Source organism: Psychrobacter sp. Ps4 (assembly GCF_022129285.1).
GTDB lineage: Bacteria > Pseudomonadota > Gammaproteobacteria > Pseudomonadales > Moraxellaceae > Psychrobacter > Psychrobacter immobilis_A.
Window position 1 is genome coordinate 147,469 of the sequence record NZ_JADQAK010000002.1, and the last position, 24,148, is coordinate 171,616.

Here is a 24,148-nt window from a genome sequence, read left to right on the forward strand (position 1 = left end):
CCTCAGAACCTATGATAATAGAGACATCAAAGGGCATAAACTCATGGCCTATAATATTTTAGATAAAATTATTAATACCAAATAGTCTATATTTGAACGAGCAACATGACAGTTGACGTTACATATCCAGTAATGATGAGGAACAAACATGATAGATAAAAGTTTATTAGATGCCATCAAAGGTTACAGCGAAAAAATGACTCGTCCAATTACCTTTGTATTGGGTAGTGGCGAACATAGTAAGCGTGCTGAATTGATTGATTTTTTGACTAAAATCGCTGGCACCACAGATAAAATCAATTTTGATGCAACAGCAACTGATGACAGCTTACCAAGTCCAATTAGCTTTAAAGTGGTCAGTCATGTCGATGGTGCATTGACTGATACGGGTATCGTCTTTAGTGGTATCCCCGGTGGTCATGAATTTACCTCGCTGATTTTGGCTATTTTGCAAGCCGGTGGTCATACGCTAAAATTGGATGAAAGTATTCAAAAGCTGATTAAGCGTTTTAATAAGCCACTACAGTTTCAAACTTACGTGTCGCTATCTTGCCACAGTTGCCCAGAAGTGGTGCAAGCGCTCAACCAGTTTGCACTATTGAACGATGGTATTAGCAACGAGATGATTGATGGTGCTCTATTCCAAGAGCAGGTTGATGCTAATAACATCCAAGGTGTACCAGCGGTATTCTTAAATGGTAAGCCGTTTGCCAATGGTCTCATCGACACGGCAAAATTGATTGGAAAGTTGCAAGAGCAATTTCCTGACTTGTTAGCAGAAGCTGATGACGATGCTGAGCAGTTAGAGCAGCAAGATGTGACGATTATTGGTGCAGGTCCAGCTGGCGTTGCCGCTGCGATTTATACCGCTCGTAAAGGCTTAAAAGTGACGATGGTTGCTGATCGTATCGGCGGACAGGTGAAAGACACGCAGGATATCGAAAACTTGATTTCTGTGCCTTTAACCACGGGTACTGAGCTATCAGCGAACTTTGAAAAACATTTACGCGAATACGATATTACTTTAAAAGAGCATGTCAGCGTCAAAGAAATCAGTGAGACAGAAGATGAAAACTATCGCATTCATCTAAACACGGGTGAGACGTTTGAGACACGCAGTATTATCTTAGCGACGGGTGCTCAGTGGCGTAAGCTTGGTGTTCCGGGTGAAGAAGAGAACATCGGTAAAGGCGTGGCTTTCTGTGCGCACTGTGACGGCCCATTCTTTAAGGGTAAAGACATTGCTGTCGTTGGTGGTGGTAACTCTGGTATCGAAGCGGCATTAGATCTTGCTGGTATCGTGAAGCATGTGACTGTGCTTGAGTTCGCGGATGATTTAAAAGCGGATCAGGTATTGATTAACAAAGCCAAAGAAAAAGCCAATATCGAATTTATCACTGGCGCAGCGACGCAAGAAATTAAAGCGACTGATGGTAAAGTGACTTCGATCGTTTATCAAGATCGCAGCACAGGTGATACTCATGAGCGTGACTTGGCAGGGGTGTTTGTACAGATTGGTCTAGTACCGAACTCTGCGTTTGTTAAAGGCTTTGTTGATTTGAACCGTTTTGGTGAGATTGAGATTGATGAGCGCTGCCGTACTGATCGCAAAGGTATCTTTGCTTGTGGTGACGTCACGACTGTGCCATTTAAGCAGATTAATATTGCGATGGGCGAGGGTTCAAAAGCTGCACTGTCAGCGTTCGAGTACTTGGTTATGCAGTAAGTTATTTCACGCTAAATTTAGTCTAACAAGCCACCTCTTTTGAGGTGGTTTTTTTATGGGTGCTGATATACTACTTGTAAAAAATTATAAATTAACTTATGTTCGTTAATATTTTACGAGAACCTTAATAGTGAAAAATAAATATGCAATTCGCAAAAATAATTATTGGGCTAAATGCCTAGCTTTTATATTTGTACTATTCAGTGTAACCAATGCTTATGCAGGGCAAACCGTCAATGAGATTCTGAATGAATACTATCCCATCTATAATGAGACAAAGCAGTGTCGAGGTATTATGGCTAATAACGGTTCATCAGATGGCGAAGGCATACTTTATCAAAACGGTTACTGTATTAAAATTGATAGACAATTAAAGGTACAAGCCAAGCAGGGTACAAGGTTATATATATCGGTCATTGGCGACATCGGTTTTAATGAAGATGGTAGCGAAGCGTATGGAGCACACGTCTTTTCTGGTCTAGTAGGCATGTTTGTTCTAAAGCCACAAGGTTCAGGCTGGGAAGTAGAATCTGCCAATCCAGCGATGAATGCAGGTGCTTCTGGTAAAGGTCTAAAAGACTGGAAGCTGATACAAGTTGCCCCTGATAAATGGGGATTTATTAATATTCATAGTGATTCGCATTGGGTTCATTCAGGCTCGGCTTTTATTTTACTTACACCAGACAAGAGTAATATTAGAAGAAGCTGGGTAGAAGCCAAGTATGAACATTCTAATGGAGGATCTGGGTCAGCAGGAGGTTGTAGCAATCCTGATGCCAGTACTTGTACACTTTTAAAGGCTAAGCTAGGCGTTGATAAGAAGACGATAATTAATGGTTTTTATCCGTTAGAGATTACGCTAAACGGTTTTGAAGATGATAAGGTATATAAAAATCAAGTCTATCTTATTAAGTATCAACCCCGATTAGGGTATCAAGTACCTAATGATTATCCAATGAAAGATGTAAGCTTTTGATTCATATTCATAACTATATTCGTGTTTCATAAAAATGAACGATAAAAATTTTGAGAGCTTCAAAGGAAGTATTTAAGATGTTCAAATCTAATTTAGGATTACTCAGCTTAAGAAAAGTAGCGTTCCTTATTACAGTCACATTAATATGCGGTACAGCCTCTGCTGCTGATAGTGTGATGGATATCCTCAAGCCGTACTATCCGCTTTATAATGAAGCATTAGGGTGTCATGGCGCGATTGCTCCTTCTGGTTCCGTCAATGGTTTAACTAGAGAGCCTTATATGACGGGCTATTGCATCGATATTGATAGGCAAAAGGTCATAGAGACGGATAAAGGTAAACGTTTATATATAGTGATGAAAGGTAACGCTAGTTTTAACGAGGATGGTGAAGCGTTGGAGTATACCGACACTCGCTTTGACAGTGGTTTAGTCGGTATGTTTGTTTTAAAGCCTAAAGGTGAAGGCTGGCAAGTTGAGTCGGCCAATCCTTATATGAATGCAGGCAGTAATGGTCTTGGTTTAAGTGGTTGGGATTTAGAACAGTTTGCGACAAATACGTGGGGCTTTATAAATGAGCATGGTGATACGCATCAAGGTTATTACAGTGATAGTCTTGTCATATTGACACCTAGTGGCAGCGGTATTACACAGAGTTGGATAGGTATTAATTTTAATAACGAAAATGCGGGGAAATGCGAAGACGATATGTCAGAGTGCGATAATACCAAAACTACCTTTACTATCGATAGTCATAAAACCGTTAATGGGTTTTATCCTTTAGAAATAACACTCAATGGATTTGTGAAAGGCAAGAAATATCATAACGCTACTTATCGTATTAATTATCAAAAAAACAAAGGCTATATAGAGCCTAATGAATATCCTTTAAAAGATAATTATTAAGCTCGTTTTCAATGATTCACTTTTGGTCAGCCAACACCCCAACCACCGACAGTATCTCACCTGCTTCATCTTCTTTAATTACGCGAGTTTCTTCAAGTGCTGCCTCTCGCCAAGCCTGTAGATGAGGATTGTTTAACATCGTTTCACAATATTGTTTGGTCGTTGATTTCAATGCTATGTCAGAGGCATCGGCATACGTTTGCAAGCGTAGAATAACTGGTGCGAAAAAAGCATCAGCAGCCGTAAATGAACCAAACAAGTAGCCGTCTTTTGAGCGCTCTTTCAGGCAATCTTCGAATATTGTTTCTATACGCGCGATATCATTTAAGCAGGCATTGCTAGGTTGTATTTTTGCTTTAGCTCGAATGTTCATCGGCATCTCACTACGAATGCCCATGAACCCTGAGTGCATCTCAGCGATGATGCTTTGGCAATAAGCGCTATTTATTCTGTTGCTGGTATTGGTCTCAGCGTCAGACTTCTTCAATCCTGTCCAAAGATCTAATTCTGTCAAATAATCATTGGCATGAATGGCAATCGCTAAAGTATCCCATACCGTGACTTTTTCATCACCTTCACCATAGACCAAAACTGGCACTTTGCCTGTTGGCGCATGCTCATTGAGGATGGGTCTTGCGGATGGATGAAACAGCTCAATCAGTTGCTCATCAAAATCAATATTGAAGGCTTTGAGCAATAGCCAAGCTCGTAATGACCATGACGAATAGTTTTTATTGCCGATGATGAGTAGCGGTTTTTGCATCATAAAATCCTATTGAGCTGTATAAGTAGTATTTTATTATGTGCTCAATATTAAAAATTAACCAGTCTATAGTTCAGTAATTTCAATAAAAAATGCCCATCCAAAATTTGGAAGGGCGTTTTTTCAGCAGTAGCGATTATATTTAAATCACTATCAATCGTCTAATAAATCCATACGCTTTGCCGCTTCATAAATACCTGTTGAGCGGTTGCCAGTACGGCAAAAGATCAGCATTGGCTGTTCAGCTTGATTAAAGAAATCAGCAAATTCTTCGACATGGTTTTGATTAAGCTCACTACCAGCGAAAGACACTTCTTTATAAGCAAGCCCTGCTTTTTTAGCAGCAGCTTCAATCTCAGCGCTGGTCGGTTGGTTCGGCTCCTCACCGTCTGGACGGTTGTTAATAATGGTTTTAAAACCATTTTCAGCAATCATAGGTACTTGATCAGGGGTGATTTGTCCGGTAATACTAATTTGATGGCTCATAAGAGCTCCTTTTTATTTTTTATACTAAATAAAGTGTGTGGCGTAAGATACAGAATCTTAGACTAATCTTAATAGGCAACTTTCTAAAGAGACCGTATGTAAGCATTATCGATTTTTTATAGTCATGGTTATAACAAACCTTGCATCAATGCGCTTTGATACAACAATTTAGCACGTGCACCTGTCCCGCAAAACATCAATATTGGTTTAGGCATCGAGCGATAAAACGCCGCAAACTGCTCGACAGTCGCCATGCTCAAGCGCTCATCATCAAACGGTAAATGATGATAAGTAAGGTTGGCTTTTGCCGTCGCACTGGTAAAGTCGCCGCTATTGGGCTGCGTTTCTGTCTCGGCATCAGGACGAATATTGAGCACGGAGCGGTAGCCAAGCTCAGCAATCTTGGTGCATTGGCTTGGATAAATTTGCTTATAAATGGTTAAATTATCGGTCATAAGTAGCTTCGGTCGCGTATATTAAAAGACGTTTGGAGGTATCGTATTGTAGCTAAGCGCCATTTTATAAAGGCTGTACTTTAGGTATCTCTTCTAAAGGCTGTATTTTTTAGGGGCTTATACCAATTTAGCATAACACAGCTTTTATCATATCTATATTTTGTCACAGCATAATAATAATTATGCTTGATTGAGCAACATATGTCTCACAGACCGATTAGATATCTTTTAGCGCATTTACCGCATCCATCGTGCTTAAATAAACTTGACCTGAGAGGGTGGTAATGACCGGAGTATGCTCGATGATGTCCATTACTGGCCCTTTAATAAAGCTAAAGTTTAAATGTTTATTTTGGTTCAACAGCTCTTGATTAAGACTGATCAGCATCTCTTGTCCGGTCAAGTCAATGTGATTGACCGCTGACATGATGAGTATGACCTCATGCGCTTCTGGATATTGCTGAGTGGCTTGTATGACCCTACGATGGACGGATTCACTATTGCCAAAAAATAAGCTCTCATCGATACGCAGCATCAATAAATTGCTAAAGGTCACCACATCGTGACGGTTTATATTGCGAAAATGCCCTGTGCCAGCTAGCTGCCCAACCACAGCGACGTGCGGTTTACTCGATTGCCAAATGAGGCTAGCAAACGACACCATCAAACCAATCACCAAGCCAGTATTTAATCCAAATATCAATACGCCGATGAATGCCGCCAAAAAGCTGGCCGCATCTAGGCGGTCGCGTTGCCATGCCGACTTCAAGGTTGCCATATCAATGAGACCGATGATCGATGCCATGATGGTTGCACCCAATAAAGCGTAGGGCAGTGGTGCGAGTACATTGCCAAAAGCGATTAAAGCAGCAATCATGACCAGCACAGTTACTAAACTTGCAACTGGTGTTTTGGCCCCTGAGTCGGCATTGATAGCGGTGCGCGAAAAGCCGCCAGCGACGGTAAAGCCTTGAAAAAAGCCACCTGCCATATTGGCAAGCCCCAGTCCAGTCAGCTCCCTATTGGCGTTAAAAGCCTCACCGCGCAGGCGTGCATAGTTGCTGGCGACGGAGCTGCTAGAGACAAAGATAATCAATGCCATTAAACCTGCGCTAGGTAATAAATTCAGCGCTTCATCGAAGTCTGGTACATAGGGCAGAGTAAAGGTTGGTAAGCCTTGTGGAATATTCCCAATCGTGGCCACGCCGTTCGTGGTCCAGTGTAAGCTAATGCTCAAAACAATCGCAATACCGAGCAAAATAAGCGGAAATAGTCGCTCAGCCCATTTGGCATAAGACGCTGATAACCAAGACTTCCATAGCCATTTGCTACCGTAGCGACTGGCCACCAACAGTGCAAAAGCAATGACGCCAATAACTAAGGTTAGCGGATGTAGCTGGCGTGCATACATTTGCGTGCTTGATAGATAACCGATTAAGTTATTTCCCGCAATAGGAATCGCGGTCAGATATTTAAGCTGACTGATAAAAATTAATACGGCGGCACCACTGATAAAGCCTGCTGAAACGCCGCGACTGATAAACTGCATAATCCAGCCCAGTTTGAGCCGCCCTGCTAGCCATAACATCGTACCAACCATCAATGACAGCAAACTTGCCATCAATATATACTGCTGAGAGCCCTCTGTAGCATAAGGATGTAGGCTACTGGCTGTCATAATCGCTGTAATAGCGACAGGCCCTACTGCTTGCACATTACTCGAGCCTATCCATGCATAGACCAGCACGGGAACGATGGCCGCGTAGAGTCCATAGACGGGTGGTAATCCTGCCAATACCGCATAACCTAAGCTTTGCGGAATGACGAGCACCCCAACCACCAACCCAGCAACAACGTCAGTTGGCAGGGCAGACAGCTGGTATTGACGCAACCAAGCAGGAATCAGACGAGCGGCAATAGAAGGCATAGCAATATGTCATCACAATATATAGTCAATCTTATATAAATCAGATACGGTGTCAGGCTCGCTTAGTCTACTATTGGTAGTACTTTCGCTTGCCTTCCTTGTATCTAAACTATATTGAACCGACTATAGTAGAAAAAATTGAATAAAAGAAAAGAAAAGGTTAAATACAGCCAAGCGCTAAATTCATAAAGTTATGCTGAAAAATGACGCTAACAAGTGATGCTAAAAACTCAAGCCAACAAACTAGCTGTCAGTTTTGGCACAAAAGCGTTCATACAATAAATGTAACACCGCCAAGGCATCGTCGCTGGCAATACTATAATAGATTTGCTTGCCTTCACGGCGGGTCGTCACCAGCGCATCTTTGCGTAGAATACCAAGCTGCTGTGACAAGCTTGGCTGACCAACACCGACTAAGCTTTCAAGCTCGCTGACGCAATATTCTCCTTGAGTCAACTGACATAAGAGTAATAAGCGATCTGGATGTGAAAGCGACTTTAACAATTGGCTGGCTTGCATGGACGCTTGCTGCATTTGCTCAGCAAGGTCTTTATGGGCAAAGTCTGCTACGCTAGATGACGCATCATCAATGCTAGTAGTCGAGGTGCTCAATGCTGAAGTAGAAGTAGTCAGAGCAAGCTCCTTATATAAGACATAATAAAAAATTTAGGATTAATAGCTAAGATAAGATTAATTATCAATGATATTGCCACGGATAGCAAGTTATCATTATTTACATTATATAAATTGATAAAATGTTAAATCGTTGCTATATTGATATGCATCGTTGATAAATATGTGGCGGTCAATACGATAAGCTGAAGCCGGTGCATATTATACTGAACAATTTATCAAAAAATAAAATATTCATCTAAAAGCCAAGAGGTAGCCATGCAAGTTCATTCATTCTTACATAGCGACACAGAAACTTATACTCACGTACTCGCGGACGTTCAACAACAAGTCTGTGCCATCATCGATCCTGTATTGGATTTTGATGCTAAGTCAGGGCGCACGAGTACTACTAGCGTCGATGAGGTGATAGAGTTCGTCCGCGAGCATGGTTGGAAGCTGGTTTACATCATAGAGACTCATGCGCATGCTGATCATATATCCGCCGCGATACATGTCAAAGACACACTTGGCGGGCAGTTGGTAATCGGTCAACATATCACCGAAGTGCAAAAAATATTTAAGCAAATATTCAACTTTGATACCAGCTTTCGCACCGATGCCAGCCAGTTCGATATTCTAACGGATGAGGGCGATACCTTGGCGCTTGGCAATATTACTATTACGGTCATGTATGTACCGGGTCATACGCCGGCAGATATGGCCTATATTGCTACTGATGATGAAAAGACCGTGGTCTTTGTTGGTGATACTTTATTTGCTCCTGATGTCGGGACGGCTCGCTGTGACTTTCCAGGTGGGGATGCCAAGACGCTGTACCACTCAATCAAGAAGCTCCTTGCGCTCCCTGAAGATACGATAATATATCTGTGCCATGATTATCCAAGCAAGGGTCGTCAACACTGTCCAACCACGACTGTCGCTGCACAGAAACTGGGCAATATCCATGTCAAAGATGGCATCAATGAAGCAGAGTTTGTGCAAATGCGTGAGCGCCGCGATGCCACTCTTGACATGCCGCGTCTCATTATTCCATCGGTACAAGTAAACATCGATGCAGGTCATTTCCCAGAGCCAGAAGACAATGGTACCCGTTATCTCAAAGTACCGATTAATGTACTTGGGCAATAAGACAGATATCAGGATAAGCAGACATCAGAATAAGCAAACATTATAAACATGCATCACGTTACGTAAGCACAATACGAGTATAAGCCATCATAATGCTAGTCTTTACCGTAAACACATGGCTATATTACTCCTCTACCATTAAGCCTTCACACTTAAGGATTGAACCATGGAAATTAATATCGGCAGTACTGAGCGTTTACTACGTATCATCGCGGGTGTTGTGATTATCGGCTTGGGTTTGTATTTTCAAAGCTGGTGGGGCGTGATTGGCTTAGTGCCTTTACTCACGGGACTCTTCCGCTTTTGTCCTTTGTATAAAATGCTTGGGGTGAATACCTGCAAGCGTTAAAAAGTCGCTAGATTTATTGTCATAAATACATAATCAAGCATGGGTATTGGATACTTTGATCGACCAATACCCATGCTACTTGTATAGGAGTCTTATAATGAGTGAGCAAAACTCTCATCTGGTCTGCCCACATTGTCAGGCAACCAACCGCATACCAGCAGCCAAACTTAGTGCTGCGCCAAATTGTGGCAAATGTGGTCAGCCGTTATTAACGGGGAGTCCTCATGAACTAAACGCCCAAACGGTTCGTAAAGTCATTCAAAAAAATGAAGTCTTGACCATCGTTGATTTTTGGGCGAGTTGGTGTCAGCCGTGTCTGATGATGGCACCGCAGTTCAAGACGGCAGCCAGTCAGTTGCCACAAGTAGTGTTTGCCAAAATACAAACCGATAAATATGAGCAAGCGGCGGCACCTTATAATATTCGCAGTTTGCCAACCATGGTGGCTTTTAAAAATGGTAGAGAGATAGCACGGCAGTCAGGTGCGTTACCTAGCGATCAAATTGTTCAGTGGGTACAAAGCTTACATTCTTGAGTTTTAACGGATTATGATTATAAAAAAGCCAGTATGCTTATTGCATGCTGGCTTTTTTATAACAAATACTATCTAAAGTCATCAAAGAGTTGAGCAGTTAAATATTACTTATCAAACTTAACTTATTAAATATAATCTATTACACATAATCTATCACGTATTACTCGCCATAAATCTTAACACCATTGGCAAAGCTACAACGCTGAATGCGGGCGGATTGAATGATGGCATCACGCTCGCCATAGAGCCGTGATAATTTTGCATCGCGCGCCTTGGTATTGTTGCTTTTGCCAACGCCAAAGCTAATATTAGGGGAAATACCCCAACGCCCTGCAGAAACCCCAACCCCGACACCTGAGGCGGATAAAGTTGATTGCTCATTGCGCGCCGCGTCGACATAGCGATTGACGCGGGTATATTCTTGACTAAGGGCTTGGCAATCGTAACTTTGATACGTGCTTGGCGGCACATATTGTGGCGTGACATTACCCGTCGAGGCACAGCCTGAGAGACCAAAAATGCCAGCTGTCGCCAGTAGTGTCGCTGCAGTAAGAGTTTTCATAGTGGCTCCATTAGGCTAGGTTAAGGTGATTGGATTTATGTAAGATAGCAAAAATAATGAGATTAAGATATTGAAAATATAGCAATTATTAAATATTTTCAATACTAGTAATATAAGTATTTGTGCAATCAAAATATGATATGTTTATTAAAATAAGTTGCCAGGTTTAGCAAAGGCAAGTACCACAATGCCCAGATATGCCGCTCCAGCAATAAGAATACCGGTCTTTCTTTGGCTAGATGTGGCGTTATTATTGAACGCTTTGATACTGGCACTGATAGCCGCAACCAGTAAGATTACTTTTGCAAACACCCATTGTATGGGTGCATTGGCACTCATCAGCTGCATTAGCATGACTGCCCCTGACACAATAATGAGGGCATAGAGAATGTGCGAAGAGATTTTGACCACGCGTGGCGCTTGCTTGTTTGAGCTTAATACCAAATAGCTCTGATATAAAAACAGGGCAATGAGCAATACAGCCATGAGCATGTGTAGATGTTTCATGAGATATTATTTCCTTTAAAGGTGCAGTTTCAGCGCTTACTGGTTACATATAATGATGGTATGGAAAACACTATCTTCGCAATCGTTCGTTATTAGCCCTTGTTTTGTCCAGCACATAACGGACTATCAGGGCTTTGACCTTGCCATTCTATTGGGGTATAAGCATGAATCGCTAAAGCATGGATTTGACCACCTTGCGAGGTTAATAAGGAGTTTGCCAGTCCATATACAAGTTGATGCCGTGCGACCAATCTTTTGCCTTCAAAAGCATCACTAACAATCGTAAGCTTAAAATGGCTTTCTTTACCATCAAAATAACCAGAATGATTCATTGACTCATTCAACAATTCTATATGTTGCGGCTGCAACGCTTGTAGCTCAGCATTGAGCGTATCAGCGGTCGGTGTTTTACTCATAATAATCTTTCCATATATTTTGCCTAATAGTACTTGGCGGTATCATACTTAGCAATTTGTGAATTGCAAATAATGCCCATTATAGCAGACGCTATTAGCGGTAAAGCCTGCTATTAAGTGGCGTGTGCCTGTAAGCGATTACACTTTTGAGCTATCCTGTTTCTAAAAAATATAGCAATGAAAAATATTCTTTTTAACATACTGTCTTTAATGACGATAAATAATAGCCAGTCATGGTAAGTAGCGGCATCTGTTAGCTATCAGCATAAAAAAGCAGAGCACAATTGATAACCTGTACTCTGCTTTTATAAGTAACAACCATTTACTCAAAGCATGAAATCTAACAATCTCGTTAGCGACGCGCTTTTTGATAAAGTGGCATCACTTTAGGCATTAATGATTGCAATTGAGCAATACGATTGCTGCTGGTCGGGTGAGTGCTTAAGAACTGCGGTGGCTCACCTTGGCTAGCGCTTTGCATTTTTTGCCATAAGGTAACCGCTGCTTGCGGATTATAGCCAGCACGTGCCATTAACTCTAGACCAATTTGATCGGCTTCAGCTTCTTGTGTGCGACTATGCGGACGGCTCAGTCCCAAATCGCCAGCGACGTTGGCAAGCTCAGCTTGACCTTGTGACAGTCCAAATATGCTAGCAGCCACGCCGATACCAGTCTGCGTGGCATATTGGCGTGAGAGACGTTCACGTGAGTGCTCACGCAGCGCATGTGACATCTCATGACCCATAATAGCCGCAATCTCGTCATCAGTGAGATTCAGGCGGTCAATGATACCCGAGTAAAACATGATTTTACCACCCGGTACCACAAAGGCATTCAGCTCATTAGATTTGATCGTATGCACTTCCCATTGCCATTTCGCCGCATCTGGACGGTAGACGCCGACCTGACCGACCAAGCGATTAGCGATGTTCTTTAAGCGATTAAGCTGAGCCTTATTGGTATCTAGTACGCCGCGCGCTTTTGCTTCTTGCAACGTTTTGGCATAACTCTGTGCAGACAGCTGCAAAACTTGCTCACTAGAAACCAGTAAGAGCTGCTGACGGTCAACGCCAACGGCACCAGTACTGGTGGTGCTGGTACAACCTGTCAGGGCTAGTGCCGACAATGAAGCGGCCATCACGGTGCTGGTCAGTAATTTTTTCATAATAAACATCCTCGCTGTAAATGATAAAAAGTAAAATAGAACAAAGTGGCGGTTAATAACAAAGTGGCGGTTAATAACAAAGCGGCTATTAATAACAAAGTGATTATCGTTGAAACAATTGTCGTTCAAAAGACTCGTATTAAATTTTTTGTGGAATAAAGAGTCAAAGCAGCAAGTAAGGCAATTTTTTATTAATGTTCTACCTATGCTTGCTACGTGACCTCAACAGTAAAATTTTACCCGAACTGTCATTAGGCATAAGTATAATAATGTTACTAAGGCAAAACCAATGCAGGAAAAGTAACAATACAACGTAGGATTGTAAGTGAGAGGGACGTTGACACCAACAAATCTATTTTTCGCGACTAACGTCTATAAACTTGATAGGCGGCATAAATCTCAGTCAAAAAATAGTCTCATAGGCAATGAGATACTACCTACAAGGACAGAGCTTTAGATTTCTAACATTATTCTGAAAAATAATTTATATTATTTAAAATAAATAATTATCGCTAAATCAATTATTTATGATAATTACATCAATAAATAGCGAGTTAAAGACATAATATTGGAAATAAACGTTAAAAATGAGGTTGACAGTACTAGGATATCTGATAGAATAGCCAGCCTATCGAGACGGAGTTGTTGTTAACAACACTACAATTCGATAATCAGCGGGAATAGCTCAGTGGTAGAGCATAACCTTGCCAAGGTTGGGGTCGAGAGTTCGAATCTCTTTTCCCGCTCCAAATATGGCTTGAAAAAGCATCAAAGCCTCACTTTATTGTGAGGCTTTTTTTTGTCCTGATTTTAAGGGTTGTCATTGTTTCTTAAGAATATTTCGATGACATTCCGATTTACTATCGACGGAATTAACGACATAGATTACTAAAAGTTGCAGCGCCGAAACTAAGTTACAAAAGGTGGTCAATTTGACACATTAGGCTCAGTTCAATCATGCATAATTATATAGACCGTTTAAACGAATATAATAACAAATAATCCATCTATAGACCATGATAATACTAAGGAATAATTATGCAAGAATTCAAACATAGAGCATTTAATGAATTATTTGATCTGTCAGGAAAAACTGCAATTGTGACGGGCGGTGCAAATGGTATTGGTAAAGCAACGGCGCTACGTCTAGCACAAGCTGGGGCAAATATCGCTATTGCTGATTTAAAACTAGAAGATGCAAAGGCTGCGGTCAAGGATGTCGAAGTGTATGGTGTAAAAGGCTTGGCAGTCGAATGTAATATCTTAAAAGATGAAGATTTGGTCGCTATGGTAGATAAGGTCGTCGCTGAATTTGGCACTGTCAATATTTTAATCAATAATGCTGGTGGCGGTGGCGGCGGTCGTGAAAACCCAGCCACAGCATCGGTCGATGATATTCGCCGTGATTTTGAATTGAATGTTTTTAGTGGCTGGCGCTTGTCTCAATTATGCGTGCCACACATGAAAGCGTCGGGTTATGGTTCGATTGTATTTACCACTTCGATGTCGAGTATCAATAAAAGCCCGAACATGAGTGGTTATGCAGGATCAAAAGCGGCTGTCAATCATATGGTGGCGAACTTGGCACATGATTTTGGCCCTGAGGTACGCGTCAATGCGGTTGGCCCTGGTGCCACGCGTACTGATGCGTTAAAAACTGTACTAACACCAGAAATCGAAAAGAAAATGCTAGAACATACGCCGATTCAACGTTTGGGTGAAGCCGATGATATCGCTGGTGCTATGCTGTACTTTGCCGCACCACTATCTGAGTGGGTCAGTGGTCAAACCATATTTGTGAATGGCGGCGGTGTGCAAACCTTAGACTAAGTTTATCTGCATATGAAAGTATTTAAACCATGATGTTAAAGCTATAGTAAATAGTAAAAAAGCCGTTATGAAAAGCGTCATCCAATGTATAGTTGGGTGACGCTTTTATCGTTTTAGACCTATGTTTTATGATAAAGATGCTGGCGCATTGATAGGCTGTATCTTTCAGTTGACTGAATGTGCTCAAGTAATGATATTCAAAGCAAATATGGGCGACCTCATTGCAAAAGGTTTGCTTGCCATTTTTAAAGCCTGCGATGGCTTGTGAATTGATTCTAATCGCTTCTACCGCGTCTTTCGCTTCTAATATGACTAGGGTAGCCGGTGCTCCTACTTTAATCTCCGTTTGCCGTGATAAAAGCTTCGCTGCATTTTTGCTAATCATATCGAATACCTCCGCTATCTGCTCATCTTTTGCTAATTGAGTGATATTGGCATACATATTTGCCATTCTAATCAGTGAGGCATCACCGTAAGGCGTGAAAGCATTTAAAATATTATTGCTAGAAATAGTCGTATTGATGCCCATTGCTAATAGCTCATTGGCGTTGACCATGCCTCTAGGAATGAGCACATCATAATCACGTCCATTCAAAAATATGTCGGTGGCTGGTAACACGGTCAAGGTAATGTCAGCGAATTTCAGTAAGGCAGCCATTTCTATACGTTTGTCTTTGTCCATCGCCGATAATTTAGTCACATGACCAATAGATACGCGACCTTGATAATGGCGCTTGATGGTTTCTTCAACCAATTTTGGAATGCTCGAGCCTTGTGGATCCAGATCAAAATCTAAATGAAAATCAACATCGACGTCAAACTGCTCAGCCAAATCAAACACCATTTCAATATGCTTGTGAGGATTCTCATCTTTGTATGGACAGCCGCCAACCAAATCAGCGCCTTGTGACAATGCCAGTTTTAGTAGCTCATAAGTATGCAGGTCATCGGTTAATCCTGATTGCGCAAAGGCGCAAATCTCTATATCGATGGCAAATGCATAGGTGTCGCGGGCTTTTTTGATGGCATTAAAGGCACGCATCTCTGTTTTTGAATCTGTTTCAACAAAGGTGCGCAGACCAACGGTGCCTTTTTTAATTGCCATCTCAATCACTCGTGAAGCACGATTAAACACATCTACTTCCGTAAAATCCTTTTTAGCCTTACCTGTTTCTTCAACAGCCTCGTTTAAATCACCTTGCTCTATAGTACAGCGATCAAGGATGCAGGCTTTATCAATGTGAATGTGGCTCTCATAGAATCCTGCACAGACAAAGTAACCTTTAGCATCGTAAATTGCTTTTGGCGCATCATCATGTTCAGGTTTTTCCGAAATGTCGTCAATGCTCTCAATATAAGCGCCGTTTATACTGATATTAACCAAGTTTTTATGATTGGGTAATTGGGCATTTTTTATAAGTAAATCGGGCATCATTTTTCCTTGTTTTTTTGCTTGGAGTGATTCAACGATCAATGGCATTTTAGTGTCAAGAGTGGGGGGTTTGAACTTTAAATCCGCATGACTATTCGATGTTTTTATTTTTTCCTACCCAGCGGTCGTTTTTTGTTCATGAGTGGTTAGGGGCAAGCGTCATCGAGTCTAATATATGGAATATAATGACCACCGCTACGGTATGTAGACTTTGTTTATAAATAGACTATATCGTTTTTACCAAAAAACATACTTAGTTATTGATATTTTATTGTTATAATTATCTTATAAATTTTTAGTGTACGTTAAGATATACTAATAATAAAAAGAGTAAATAATAAGCTAAATTTAGCTTCATACCTTGAAACTATGAAGGCATTTCTGTGATGGAATGACTTTATTTAAATACAATCAGATAAACAGGAAAAAGTATGTCAAATATCGATGAGTCGTTACAAGAATTAATGAACCTTGATGGTGCAATGGGTGGCTGTATCGTCGACTATATGTCAGGCATGGTACTTGGTATGGCTGGCGGCGGCGTTGACTTAGAGCTTGCAGCAGCAGGTAACTCGCAAGTGGTAAAGGCGAAGGTAGCAACGATGAAATCACTAGATATCAAAGGTGAAATCGAAGATATGTTAATCACCTTGGAGTCTCAACTGCACATCATTCGTCCTACAGCCAAGCATGAAGACTTGTTTATTTATTTGGTGCTTGATAAATCAAAAGCCAATCTTGCATTAGCCCGCCGTAAGGTACAAGCCGTAGAAAATAAACTAGAGATATAATTCGGTTGGTCGTGTTCAAAAAATGAGTGATTTATCAAACTCTCCTTGTTGCTTATAGTGCCTTAAATAAGACAAGACTGGCAACAAGGTCAAATTCGCTATGTACGTACTGTACATAGCGAATTATTATTTTAGAGACAGTAGGAATAACTTAACGAGCGTGAGCCGTTTTATCAAGTGGTGGCAAAATGAAGTGTATTGCATACGTCAGTAGAGTGCCTATCAGTGATCGTACTATTCGAATGCCTACTGGGTTATCAGACATCGTTAGCGTCTCTCGTAAGCATAATCCAAAATCGCAAATTACGGGTATCATCTCTTACCGTGAAGGTCAGTATCTGCAAGTGCTAGAAGGCCCTTATCTGGAAGTAGACAAGTTAATGAGTAAGATAGCTTCTGATCCTAGACATGAAGATCTTTGGGTGTTTTGGATGTGCGCGTGATCAAACGCAGCTTTCATAATTGGGCTGTGAGCGTGTTTGATTTTGTGGATCAAGGCAACTTTTTTAATGCGTTCATTGAGAACAATAGTGCTGTGTTAAACAGCTTTGATGAGTCTCAACAAAGACGTATTCAACCGTTTATTGATATAAAAAAATCTGATACGGTGCCTGAAAAGTATTATGAAGGTAAGGATTTAAGATTGTTGGCATGGCCTGATCTCAACAATGAAAGCCAGCCGCAGATGATGATGAACCTGTGTATCAAATTGACTAAAAAGCCTTATTCATTTAATGCACTAGCGGACAGTGGTGAGTTTGGCAGCCATCATCAAGTCACACAGATTGTCAGAGAGTTTGATCGTTTAGGTTTATTGAGTGTCACAGAGGCAGCACCGATACATGAGCAAACCGTAAATGAGAAAAAACCTAATAAATTTTATGGTGCGATCAAAAAATTCTTAGGAATGAGGTAAAAAATTGAATTATCAGAAGCTAGCAATCATTGGGGAAGTAGGTGCTGGAAAAACTCAGTTGGTCAAAACCCTAAGCGAGATAAGCCCCATCGAAACAGAAGCAAAATCTAGTATTGATATCGGTAAAGAGTACACGACAGTCGGCATCGATTATGGGCGCATCACTCTGTTTGACGATATGGCACTAGGTATTTACGGTGTGCCAGGTCAAGAGCGTTTTTCTTTTTTATGGGAGTTCGTCAATCAGTCGCTATGGGGATTGCTCATTTTGATTAGATATGGCGAGACACCCGATTATGCCAATTTAGATAAGCTATTACACTTTTTTGCACCAGAAAAAAATCAGACCACGTGTATCATTGGTATCACTCATTGCGAGGATGCTGACAAAGATAGCCTTTCAGCACTGGGACAAGAAATAAGAGTGATGTTGATGCAGCATAACGTGGTGGCACCCGTGCTCCATACAGATCCTAGGAACAGAGAGTCCGCCGTGTCTCTGTTGTCATTATTTAATACCCTTAATAATCAAGACTAATGCCAGATATGACTATGTTAAAAGAAAAATTAGACGAAAAATCACCAGCAAAAATAGCGTTGTTAAGCCACATGAAAGCATTGTGTGACGCCAATAGAGAAGTCATATTGGTTAGCTTATGCACCACAGATGGCTTTCCCATTAGTTGCTTTTCGATCAGTGAATTGAGCAATCAAACGGACAAGTTTGCAGCGATGAGTAGCACACTATCAGCACTGAGTGATTCATCCGCGAGTCAAATGAAGCAGGGCAAGTGCGACATCACTATCGTCGAAGCCACTGCTGGAAATATGCTATTTGTCAAAACTGACTATATTGGTAAGCCTTGTGTATTGACCGTGGTAGCGCAGAATAAGATGGCACTAGCAGAAGCAAGATATAAGACCAAAAAACTGATTGGTGTCATTTCTGCTATCACTGAGTAAGGCGCACAAGTAACCAAGATTGCTGGATTCGGTAGGCTATAAGCGATAATTCAACATGATAGACATGTGATATTATTTGCGTGATCAAATATCGACATTGTATTCAGATATCGACCTTGTATAAAGGTAATGCATTGACCTTTGACGGCCATATCTACCAAAAACGCACCATTAGCGGCATTAATTTTGCCATGAATCGTGTGGTTGTGCCTTCTTCGTCAGTCAGCTCTAGGTTGCTTCTTTTGCCAAGACCATATTGTAAAAATTCATGATTCTCCAAATCTGCTAGCGTCTCAAGTAATCCCATCCTGCTCAGATAATCGGGACTGGCACAGAGCGAATAACGAGTCAGCGCCAGCCGTTTTGCTTGGTCGCTGGAACCTTACAGCTCTTAATGCGAACGGCGAGCTCATATCCTTCTTCGATCAAGTCAATGTGTCGATCAGAAAAATCCAACTCAACGTTTAGGACGGGACCGCCAGTGCTGTATCTGTCGGTGATGGCGTGTAATGAAGAATTTCTACAGTACATTGCGTAGAGGCTTGTCGCGTATTAACTATCGGGCGAATAGGCTGAATTTGTGCTGTTGGCTCTATTCTAAAATGAATGGTTCGATTTTGAAGTAAACGGTTCTGCTGTGGCTATTTGACGCTATATTTACAGTGTTATTATTCTGAAATTTAGAGGAGTTAATTACAGTCAATAAATTTTTTTGATAGCTTATTTTTTATAATTTGTTCTTTGCTAGCTTAATATACAAAGCACCACTTAACGGATTGTTAAGCGGTGCTTTTTTGAGTCAAAATATCAGTTTTAGATAGTGGTTTTTTAGGTACTCATTTTAACGATACTGAGCTTAAATATACTAAGCTTAAAGATACTATCAAGAATAAATAGTTAGGCTTGGCTTTTTTTACGACCCATCAAGCTATTAGCTACCCATGCTGGACCAATTAATAAGAATTGTAAGTCTTCAAAAAACGAGGGTTTTTTGCCTTCAATTTTATGACCAATGAACTGTCCAATCCAAGCAACCACAAAAACAGCCGCCCAAACCTTAAAGCCCCATGGTAATAATGCCATTACTGACAAACAAATAAGAATAAACATTCCCATCGCCAAGAATAACGGCGTGGATAGACGCATATAAAATAACAATACCAACGCGCTAAGTACCAAGGTAAACCAAACTGATAGCGACATGCCCATGCCTAACAGGCTGACAAATATAGTAGGAACGCATAGCCAATGGATTTTTTTATTGACTAGGTTTTGATGACTGACAGAATATTCACTAAGCCATTGCTCAAGTGTGCGTTTAGACAGGCGTTTTTGCTGAGTACGAGACATACTAACCTCCATGTTAGTAGATAAATTGAAAAATCTCTCCTATCAGTTGTAGCACTAATTGAGCCAGTCCACCACATTATCTGATAGACGCCACAGTCAAAACCTATAACGTTATCAACATGTTTGCCAATATCTGCGAGCTCTTTGGTTTTATTCTTTTAAGATATCACCACTTATGACCATACAAGATAACCGTTAACCTTGTTCACTGCGCTGCCATTCATACAAACCAATGAAGGCGTTTATTTGATATATCATGGTTTGAATGGCAAAAATGTAATTGCCCGACATTAGATTGACGATAAGCCAGACAAAGTTAACGATAATCCATAACCACCAGTTAAATGAATAGCGCAAAATCATCGCGGCTTGTGCAGTAATGGAGAGGACAAAAGCAATGACGTTGATCCAAAAGAAGGAGATAAATCCTAGGAATTTACTATTATCATCCTCAACCACTGCATAGCCATAGCTGGCCAGTAAATCATTCACCGTGGGGAAAAGTGCGAGACCAATAATAATAAAGGCGGCGGTAATCAACCAAACCGCTTTGCTCGCCGCCTTTGGTATCATGTCGCCATCAGGATCGGTATGTTTTGACCAATAAAAAATACCGTAGACATGGGTGAAAAAGTTAAAGAGCGGCGCGAGCATCAAACCGACTGCACCAGACGTCGCTTGCACGACGACTTCTCCCGCAGTCGCTGCCATTCCCAACCCGTTGCCCATGACGTTTTTGCGAAATGATAGCGAAACCACACAGACCAAACCAACGAAAGACACGCCCAAATAAAACATATCAAGCGTGGTGTGTTCTGTTGTGAGCCAAAAACCTGCGGATAATGCTATTACCCCGCAAATAAACCAAGTGACAATCCATTGCATCGCCCATTTTCCAGTAATATTATCTAATAGCTGAATACGCATAAAGCCTTTTTCCTTAAAGTATTAAAACTACAATGAGTTCTTATTTTATTTTTTAGTATCATATTATTTTTGTATTATCGCTATTCTTGCCATCGCTATTTTTACCATCTCCTCTATCTGCCATAAACATACTGATCGATAAGCAGCAGCGCTTGCTGATAGCGCGCATCGTAATCTGGCTGATCAACCATGTGTGGTTTGATATCATGACGAGCAAAAATATCGACAAGACGTCGCTCAAATCGTCCACGCGCCTCAGGCGTGCCCAATGAGCGCATGCCATCATCAATCCACGGCGTATTGTTATCCAGCATAATGGTATGATCTAAGCGAAACTCATCGATACAAGCCGCCACAAAAGGATGGCTGCGACCTTCATATTCTTGACAAAATGCTTGAGTGGTCACAAAATCGGTATCAACGATGGTGACAGGAGCGGTCGCATTAGCCGCCGCATCTCTTATAGCTTGAGCATGCTGAAGGGCAATCGGACCATAGTCATTGTATTGTAGACCGACTTCACTACCGCCCAAATCTGTACCGACATATAAGCGTCCCATCTCTAAAGCAAAGCTGGCGCCATAATAATTGGCCAGTTTATGCACCAATGTGGTCTTACCTGAGCTTTCACCGCCAACAATCGCCACCGTTTTGGTATAGTCGCCGCGCGCTTGCGGGTGAATAGCTGACCAATGTGCGACTGGATTACGAGCGATGGCATAAGAATCAAACTCAGGCTGTAGCGGGGTCGTGATGACTGGCATCGATAATCGCTCATAGATATCACTCTGCGCCAATGGATGGTTTTCTGCGACAAACAAGACCGTCTCTGCTGGTAAGTCGAGCGCTGTCGTCAAACGTTGTAGTTTGGCATTGCTAGCTGGAATGTCGATTGTCACATCAACGAAGCTATCATGTAGCGGCAGCTCAATCTCATGAGTGGTATGAATCTGGATAAATGGCAAATCAGCACACGCCATCTGTAGCCAACGTGCTTTGTCTTGCAAAGTAATGTCAAAATCTGGATGCGGTGCTGGATGCGCCATAATGATAATATGCAAGGTTTTCGCTTGTCCTGCCGCAGCCAATATACTGCGCATTTGACCTAAATGTAGTGGCTCAAAATGTCCAATCATCAATCCTGACTCGTACATAGCTTTCCTTAATTTTTAGTCATGCTTCATCGCACTAATTTTATCGATAGACTTCTAGAATATCTCTTATTTACCAGCATGTTATAAAGGTTTAAGGCGATTTACAGGTAGGTTATTGTAAAGGGGTGTTTTTTTATACGACTGTTTTCTGATAAAAGCATGACCAAGTTATTAATTTAACTGTGATTGTTTGAGTATCTCACCATTTTTCAAGCTCCATCTAAACAATATCTATGTGCTGAAAATGGCTAAATATTGGATTTGTAACAACATGTGTAATATGGCAGCAATAAAGCTAATCGTGAAACATTTTGAAATAACTATTTAAAATCAGCAGTTTATGAGGTTTTATGACAGATTAGGGCAAGCTTGGTTAGCATAAACTCACAAAGTACGTCTATACGTTCAACAGATAAATGTTAAATAGTTGCTATACTTATTCATAAGTTAAGAGGGCTAAGCAGCTTCCTGACTAAAATCGGAAACATAAAAATAGAAGAAAAAAAGCAAAAAGCAGAATTCTAAATAATAATAGAAATAATAGAGAGGTATTTGATTTGGCTAAACTAGCAAAACTACATCGCTCACAGAACAATCGCATGATAGCAGGTGTGATGGGCGGCGTTGCCGAATACGTTGGCTGGTCACCAACTTGGGTGAGAGTATTATTCGTAATTATCTCATCCTTGAGTGCAGCAGTACCTGGCATCTTAATTTATATAATTTTATGGATAATCATGCCAAAAGCGACTAATGCGTCTTACGAGTAAGGTTATTTTATATTTGCTCGTATCTTTTTAATAGCTTAATAGCAGTATCGTTTTGATAGCATTACTATCGAGATTAGTTCAGATGGATTTTTAGCAAAAAAAAGAATAGCAGTTCGACTAAAAAACAAAAAGCCTGACTCATCAGGATACCAAAGACATACCTTTCCTCCTGCCCAGATGCTCGCGCATTTGGGTATTTTTTTATCTGCTACTTTTGTGCCTCCTATATTGCAGCAGTTTGATTATAAATTAGCCTTATAACGACTGGTTTAGGTCTGTAGCATAAATTTAATTGATGTAAATATAGATAAAATGGTCAATTTTTAGTAAGGTGAGCAGGCAAATAGAGTCGTTGCCGAATAGGCTATACGAGTGCTATCAAAACTTTATTTATAAATATCCATTCCACAGTGGCTTTACTATGAAAACCCAAACTATGACATCCCAAGCGACAACTCCGATGATAGAAAATACAGACCCTCAACCGATGACGTTTCAGGATTTAATTCTAACCCTACAGAATTATTGGGCAGATAAGGGCTGTGTTATCTTGCAGCCTTATGATATGGAAGTCGGCGCGGGTACTTTTCACACCGCGACATTTTTACGCTCGTTAGGTCCTGAGCGTTGGAATGCTGCTTATGTGCAGCCATCACGTCGTCCAACTGATGGTCGCTACGGTGACAACCCCAACCGCTTGCAGCATTATTATCAATTTCAAGTGGTGCTAAAGCCAAATCCACCCAATATCCAAGAGCTGTATTTGGACTCGCTAAGAGCCATTGGTATTGATCCATTGGTGCACGATGTGCGTTTCGTTGAAGATAATTGGGAGTCGCCAACGCTGGGTGCGTGGGGATTAGGCTGGGAGATTTGGCTCAACGGTATGGAAGTGACGCAATTTACGTACTTCCAGCAAGTAGGCGGTCTTGAGTGCTTCCCAGTGACCGGCGAGATTACCTACGGTCTTGAGCGCTTAGCAATGTACGTGCAGGGTGTTGACAGCGTTTATGATTTGGTGTGGGCAGATGGTGAGTTTGGCCGCGTCACTTATGGCGATGTCTTCCATCAAAACGAAGTTGAGCAATCGACCTATAACTTTGAGCACGCCGATGTGCCAATGATGGGTCAGATGTTTGATTTTTATGAGCAGCAAGCAGATAAATTGGTTGCCGAGGGTTTGCCATTACCTGCTTATGAGATGGTACTAAAAGCCTCACATGCTTTTAATTTACTCGACGCTCGTGGTGCGATTTCAGTGACCGAACGTCAGCGTTTTATCCTACGTGTGCGTACGCTTGCCCGTAAGGTTGCCATTGGTTACGTTGAAGCACGCGCTAAGTTAGGCTTTCCATTAGCGGATGAGGCGCATCGTCAAGCGGCGCTCGATAAGTATTTGCCAAAAGAACAAGCCGCTGAGAATACAGAAATCAATCAAGCTATTGATAACAACCAATCTACTAATAACAATAAATAGGA

The 24,148-nt window shown here is 41.3% G+C and carries 29 protein-coding genes and 1 tRNA gene; 15 read left to right on the forward strand and 15 right to left on the reverse strand.

Going from position 1 to position 24,148, the window contains the following annotated elements:
* The first annotated feature begins 148 nt into the window (after positions 1-148).
* The 3 genes from ahpF (at position 149) to I3252_RS02015 (ending at position 3,607) form a co-directional block, all read left to right on the forward strand.
* On the forward strand, positions 149-1,726 hold the full coding sequence (ahpF, locus tag I3252_RS02005; RefSeq protein ID WP_238034049.1) for an alkyl hydroperoxide reductase subunit F: 1,578 nt from the start codon (positions 149-151) through the stop codon (positions 1,724-1,726).
* A gap of 130 nt (positions 1,727-1,856) precedes the next feature.
* Entirely contained in the window at positions 1,857-2,702 is an 846-nt protein-coding gene (locus tag I3252_RS02010; RefSeq protein ID WP_238034050.1) for a hypothetical protein, read from the forward strand.
* 77 nt (positions 2,703-2,779) lie between these two features.
* On the forward strand, positions 2,780-3,607 hold the full coding sequence (locus I3252_RS02015; protein ID WP_201600584.1) for a hypothetical protein: 828 nt from the start codon (positions 2,780-2,782) through the stop codon (positions 3,605-3,607).
* A gap of 16 nt (positions 3,608-3,623) precedes the next feature.
* Here the strand turns inward: I3252_RS02015 and I3252_RS02020 are convergent, their stop codons facing one another.
* The 5 genes from I3252_RS02020 to I3252_RS02040 form a co-directional block, all read right to left on the reverse strand.
* Entirely contained in the window at positions 3,624-4,373 is a 750-nt protein-coding gene (locus tag I3252_RS02020; RefSeq protein WP_238034051.1) for a glutathione S-transferase family protein, read from the reverse strand.
* A 150-nt stretch (positions 4,374-4,523) separates the two neighbouring features.
* Positions 4,524-4,856: a TIGR01244 family sulfur transferase gene (locus tag I3252_RS02025; RefSeq protein WP_021813753.1), complete on the reverse strand. Its 333-nt coding sequence runs from the start codon at positions 4,854-4,856 to the stop codon at positions 4,524-4,526.
* Between the two features lie 128 nt (positions 4,857-4,984).
* The gene (locus tag I3252_RS02030; RefSeq protein WP_060491797.1) at positions 4,985-5,311 is read right to left on the reverse strand and encodes a sulfur transferase domain-containing protein; all 327 of its coding nucleotides are present in this window, start codon (positions 5,309-5,311) and stop codon (positions 4,985-4,987) included.
* A gap of 217 nt (positions 5,312-5,528) precedes the next feature.
* On the reverse strand, positions 5,529-7,238 hold the full coding sequence (locus I3252_RS02035; protein WP_238034052.1) for a SulP family inorganic anion transporter: 1,710 nt from the start codon (positions 7,236-7,238) through the stop codon (positions 5,529-5,531).
* 243 nt (positions 7,239-7,481) lie between these two features.
* Complete coding sequence (locus I3252_RS02040; protein ID WP_045444611.1) at positions 7,482-7,772, reverse strand: metalloregulator ArsR/SmtB family transcription factor; 291 nt, start codon at positions 7,770-7,772, stop codon at positions 7,482-7,484.
* 357 nt (positions 7,773-8,129) lie between these two features.
* On the opposite strand from I3252_RS02040, the gene I3252_RS02045 reads away from it, so the two are divergent.
* The 3 genes from I3252_RS02045 to trxC all read left to right on the forward strand — a co-directional run bounded on the left by I3252_RS02045 (position 8,130) and on the right by trxC (position 9,886).
* The gene (locus tag I3252_RS02045; protein ID WP_201600572.1) at positions 8,130-9,002 is read left to right on the forward strand and encodes an MBL fold metallo-hydrolase; all 873 of its coding nucleotides are present in this window, start codon (positions 8,130-8,132) and stop codon (positions 9,000-9,002) included.
* Positions 9,003-9,168: 166 nt separating this feature from the next.
* A complete protein-coding gene (locus I3252_RS02050; RefSeq protein ID WP_198330188.1) occupies positions 9,169-9,351 on the forward strand; it encodes a DUF2892 domain-containing protein in 183 nt (60 codons plus the stop codon).
* A gap of 97 nt (positions 9,352-9,448) precedes the next feature.
* Positions 9,449-9,886 (forward strand): thioredoxin TrxC, encoded by a 438-nt coding sequence (trxC, locus tag I3252_RS02055; protein ID WP_198330189.1) that lies wholly within the window; start codon positions 9,449-9,451, stop codon positions 9,884-9,886.
* A gap of 160 nt (positions 9,887-10,046) precedes the next feature.
* Here trxC and I3252_RS02060 read toward each other — a convergent pair whose 3' ends face one another.
* The 4 genes from I3252_RS02060 to I3252_RS02075 form a co-directional block, all read right to left on the reverse strand.
* On the reverse strand, positions 10,047-10,448 hold the full coding sequence (locus I3252_RS02060) for a hypothetical protein (protein ID WP_045444098.1): 402 nt from the start codon (positions 10,446-10,448) through the stop codon (positions 10,047-10,049).
* 147 nt (positions 10,449-10,595) lie between these two features.
* On the reverse strand, positions 10,596-10,955 hold the full coding sequence (locus tag I3252_RS02065; RefSeq protein ID WP_198330190.1) for a SirB2 family protein: 360 nt from the start codon (positions 10,953-10,955) through the stop codon (positions 10,596-10,598).
* Positions 10,956-11,047: 92 nt separating this feature from the next.
* Positions 11,048-11,371, reverse strand: a complete 324-nt coding sequence (locus I3252_RS02070) for a BolA family protein (RefSeq protein ID WP_238034053.1) — start codon at positions 11,369-11,371, stop codon at positions 11,048-11,050.
* A gap of 352 nt (positions 11,372-11,723) precedes the next feature.
* A complete protein-coding gene (locus tag I3252_RS02075) occupies positions 11,724-12,536 on the reverse strand; it encodes a M48 family metallopeptidase (protein WP_045453551.1) in 813 nt (270 codons plus the stop codon).
* Positions 12,537-13,210: 674 nt separating this feature from the next.
* Here I3252_RS02075 and I3252_RS02080 point away from each other — a divergent pair.
* Positions 13,211-13,285: transfer RNA gene (locus tag I3252_RS02080), tRNA-Gly, on the forward strand.
* A gap of 289 nt (positions 13,286-13,574) precedes the next feature.
* Positions 13,575-14,366, forward strand: coding sequence for a glucose 1-dehydrogenase (locus I3252_RS02085; RefSeq protein WP_201560494.1), 792 nt, complete (start codon positions 13,575-13,577; stop codon positions 14,364-14,366).
* A gap of 22 nt (positions 14,367-14,388) precedes the next feature.
* Here the strand turns inward: I3252_RS02085 and I3252_RS02090 are convergent, their stop codons facing one another.
* Positions 14,389-15,798: an amidohydrolase family protein gene (locus I3252_RS02090; protein ID WP_238034054.1), complete on the reverse strand. Its 1,410-nt coding sequence runs from the start codon at positions 15,796-15,798 to the stop codon at positions 14,389-14,391.
* Positions 15,799-16,229: 431 nt separating this feature from the next.
* Between I3252_RS02090 and I3252_RS02095 the strand changes: the two genes are divergently transcribed.
* The 5 genes from I3252_RS02095 to I3252_RS02115 all read left to right on the forward strand — a co-directional run bounded on the left by I3252_RS02095 (position 16,230) and on the right by I3252_RS02115 (position 18,468).
* On the forward strand, positions 16,230-16,589 hold the full coding sequence (locus I3252_RS02095; RefSeq protein ID WP_109591771.1) for a hypothetical protein: 360 nt from the start codon (positions 16,230-16,232) through the stop codon (positions 16,587-16,589).
* A 188-nt stretch (positions 16,590-16,777) separates the two neighbouring features.
* Positions 16,778-17,032 (forward strand): BLUF domain-containing protein, encoded by a 255-nt coding sequence (locus I3252_RS02100; protein ID WP_238034055.1) that lies wholly within the window; start codon positions 16,778-16,780, stop codon positions 17,030-17,032.
* Positions 17,029-17,505, forward strand: coding sequence for a hypothetical protein (locus tag I3252_RS02105; protein WP_238034056.1), 477 nt, complete (start codon positions 17,029-17,031; stop codon positions 17,503-17,505). Before I3252_RS02100 ends, I3252_RS02105 begins: the two co-directional genes overlap by 4 nt.
* A 4-nt stretch (positions 17,506-17,509) precedes the next feature.
* The gene (locus I3252_RS02110) at positions 17,510-18,043 is read left to right on the forward strand and encodes a hypothetical protein (RefSeq protein ID WP_201554735.1); all 534 of its coding nucleotides are present in this window, start codon (positions 17,510-17,512) and stop codon (positions 18,041-18,043) included.
* Positions 18,044-18,051: 8 nt separating this feature from the next.
* Positions 18,052-18,468: a hypothetical protein gene (locus I3252_RS02115; RefSeq protein WP_140412966.1), complete on the forward strand. Its 417-nt coding sequence runs from the start codon at positions 18,052-18,054 to the stop codon at positions 18,466-18,468.
* A gap of 154 nt (positions 18,469-18,622) precedes the next feature.
* On the opposite strand, the gene I3252_RS02120 is transcribed toward I3252_RS02115, so the two are convergent.
* The 5 genes from I3252_RS02120 to nadR form a co-directional block, all read right to left on the reverse strand.
* Positions 18,623-18,775: a hypothetical protein gene (locus tag I3252_RS02120; protein ID WP_176393010.1), complete on the reverse strand. Its 153-nt coding sequence runs from the start codon at positions 18,773-18,775 to the stop codon at positions 18,623-18,625.
* A gap of 41 nt (positions 18,776-18,816) precedes the next feature.
* Positions 18,817-18,999, reverse strand: coding sequence for a hypothetical protein (locus I3252_RS02125; protein ID WP_238034057.1), 183 nt, complete (start codon positions 18,997-18,999; stop codon positions 18,817-18,819).
* A 366-nt stretch (positions 19,000-19,365) separates the two neighbouring features.
* Complete coding sequence (locus I3252_RS02130) at positions 19,366-19,818, reverse strand: Mpo1-like protein (protein WP_198329499.1); 453 nt, start codon at positions 19,816-19,818, stop codon at positions 19,366-19,368.
* 195 nt (positions 19,819-20,013) lie between these two features.
* Positions 20,014-20,745 (reverse strand): nicotinamide riboside transporter PnuC, encoded by a 732-nt coding sequence (gene pnuC / locus I3252_RS02135; protein ID WP_087814081.1) that lies wholly within the window; start codon positions 20,743-20,745, stop codon positions 20,014-20,016.
* Positions 20,746-20,858: 113 nt separating this feature from the next.
* Positions 20,859-21,899 (reverse strand): multifunctional transcriptional regulator/nicotinamide-nucleotide adenylyltransferase/ribosylnicotinamide kinase NadR, encoded by a 1,041-nt coding sequence (gene nadR / locus I3252_RS02140; RefSeq protein WP_238034058.1) that lies wholly within the window; start codon positions 21,897-21,899, stop codon positions 20,859-20,861.
* Positions 21,900-22,456: 557 nt separating this feature from the next.
* Between nadR and I3252_RS02145 the strand changes: the two genes are divergently transcribed.
* Both I3252_RS02145 and glyQ read left to right on the forward strand, forming a co-directional pair.
* Entirely contained in the window at positions 22,457-22,669 is a 213-nt protein-coding gene (locus I3252_RS02145) for a PspC domain-containing protein (protein WP_238034059.1), read from the forward strand.
* Positions 22,670-23,156: 487 nt separating this feature from the next.
* Entirely contained in the window at positions 23,157-24,146 is a 990-nt protein-coding gene (gene glyQ / locus I3252_RS02150; protein WP_238034122.1) for a glycine--tRNA ligase subunit alpha, read from the forward strand.
* Positions 24,147-24,148 lie beyond the last annotated feature (2 nt).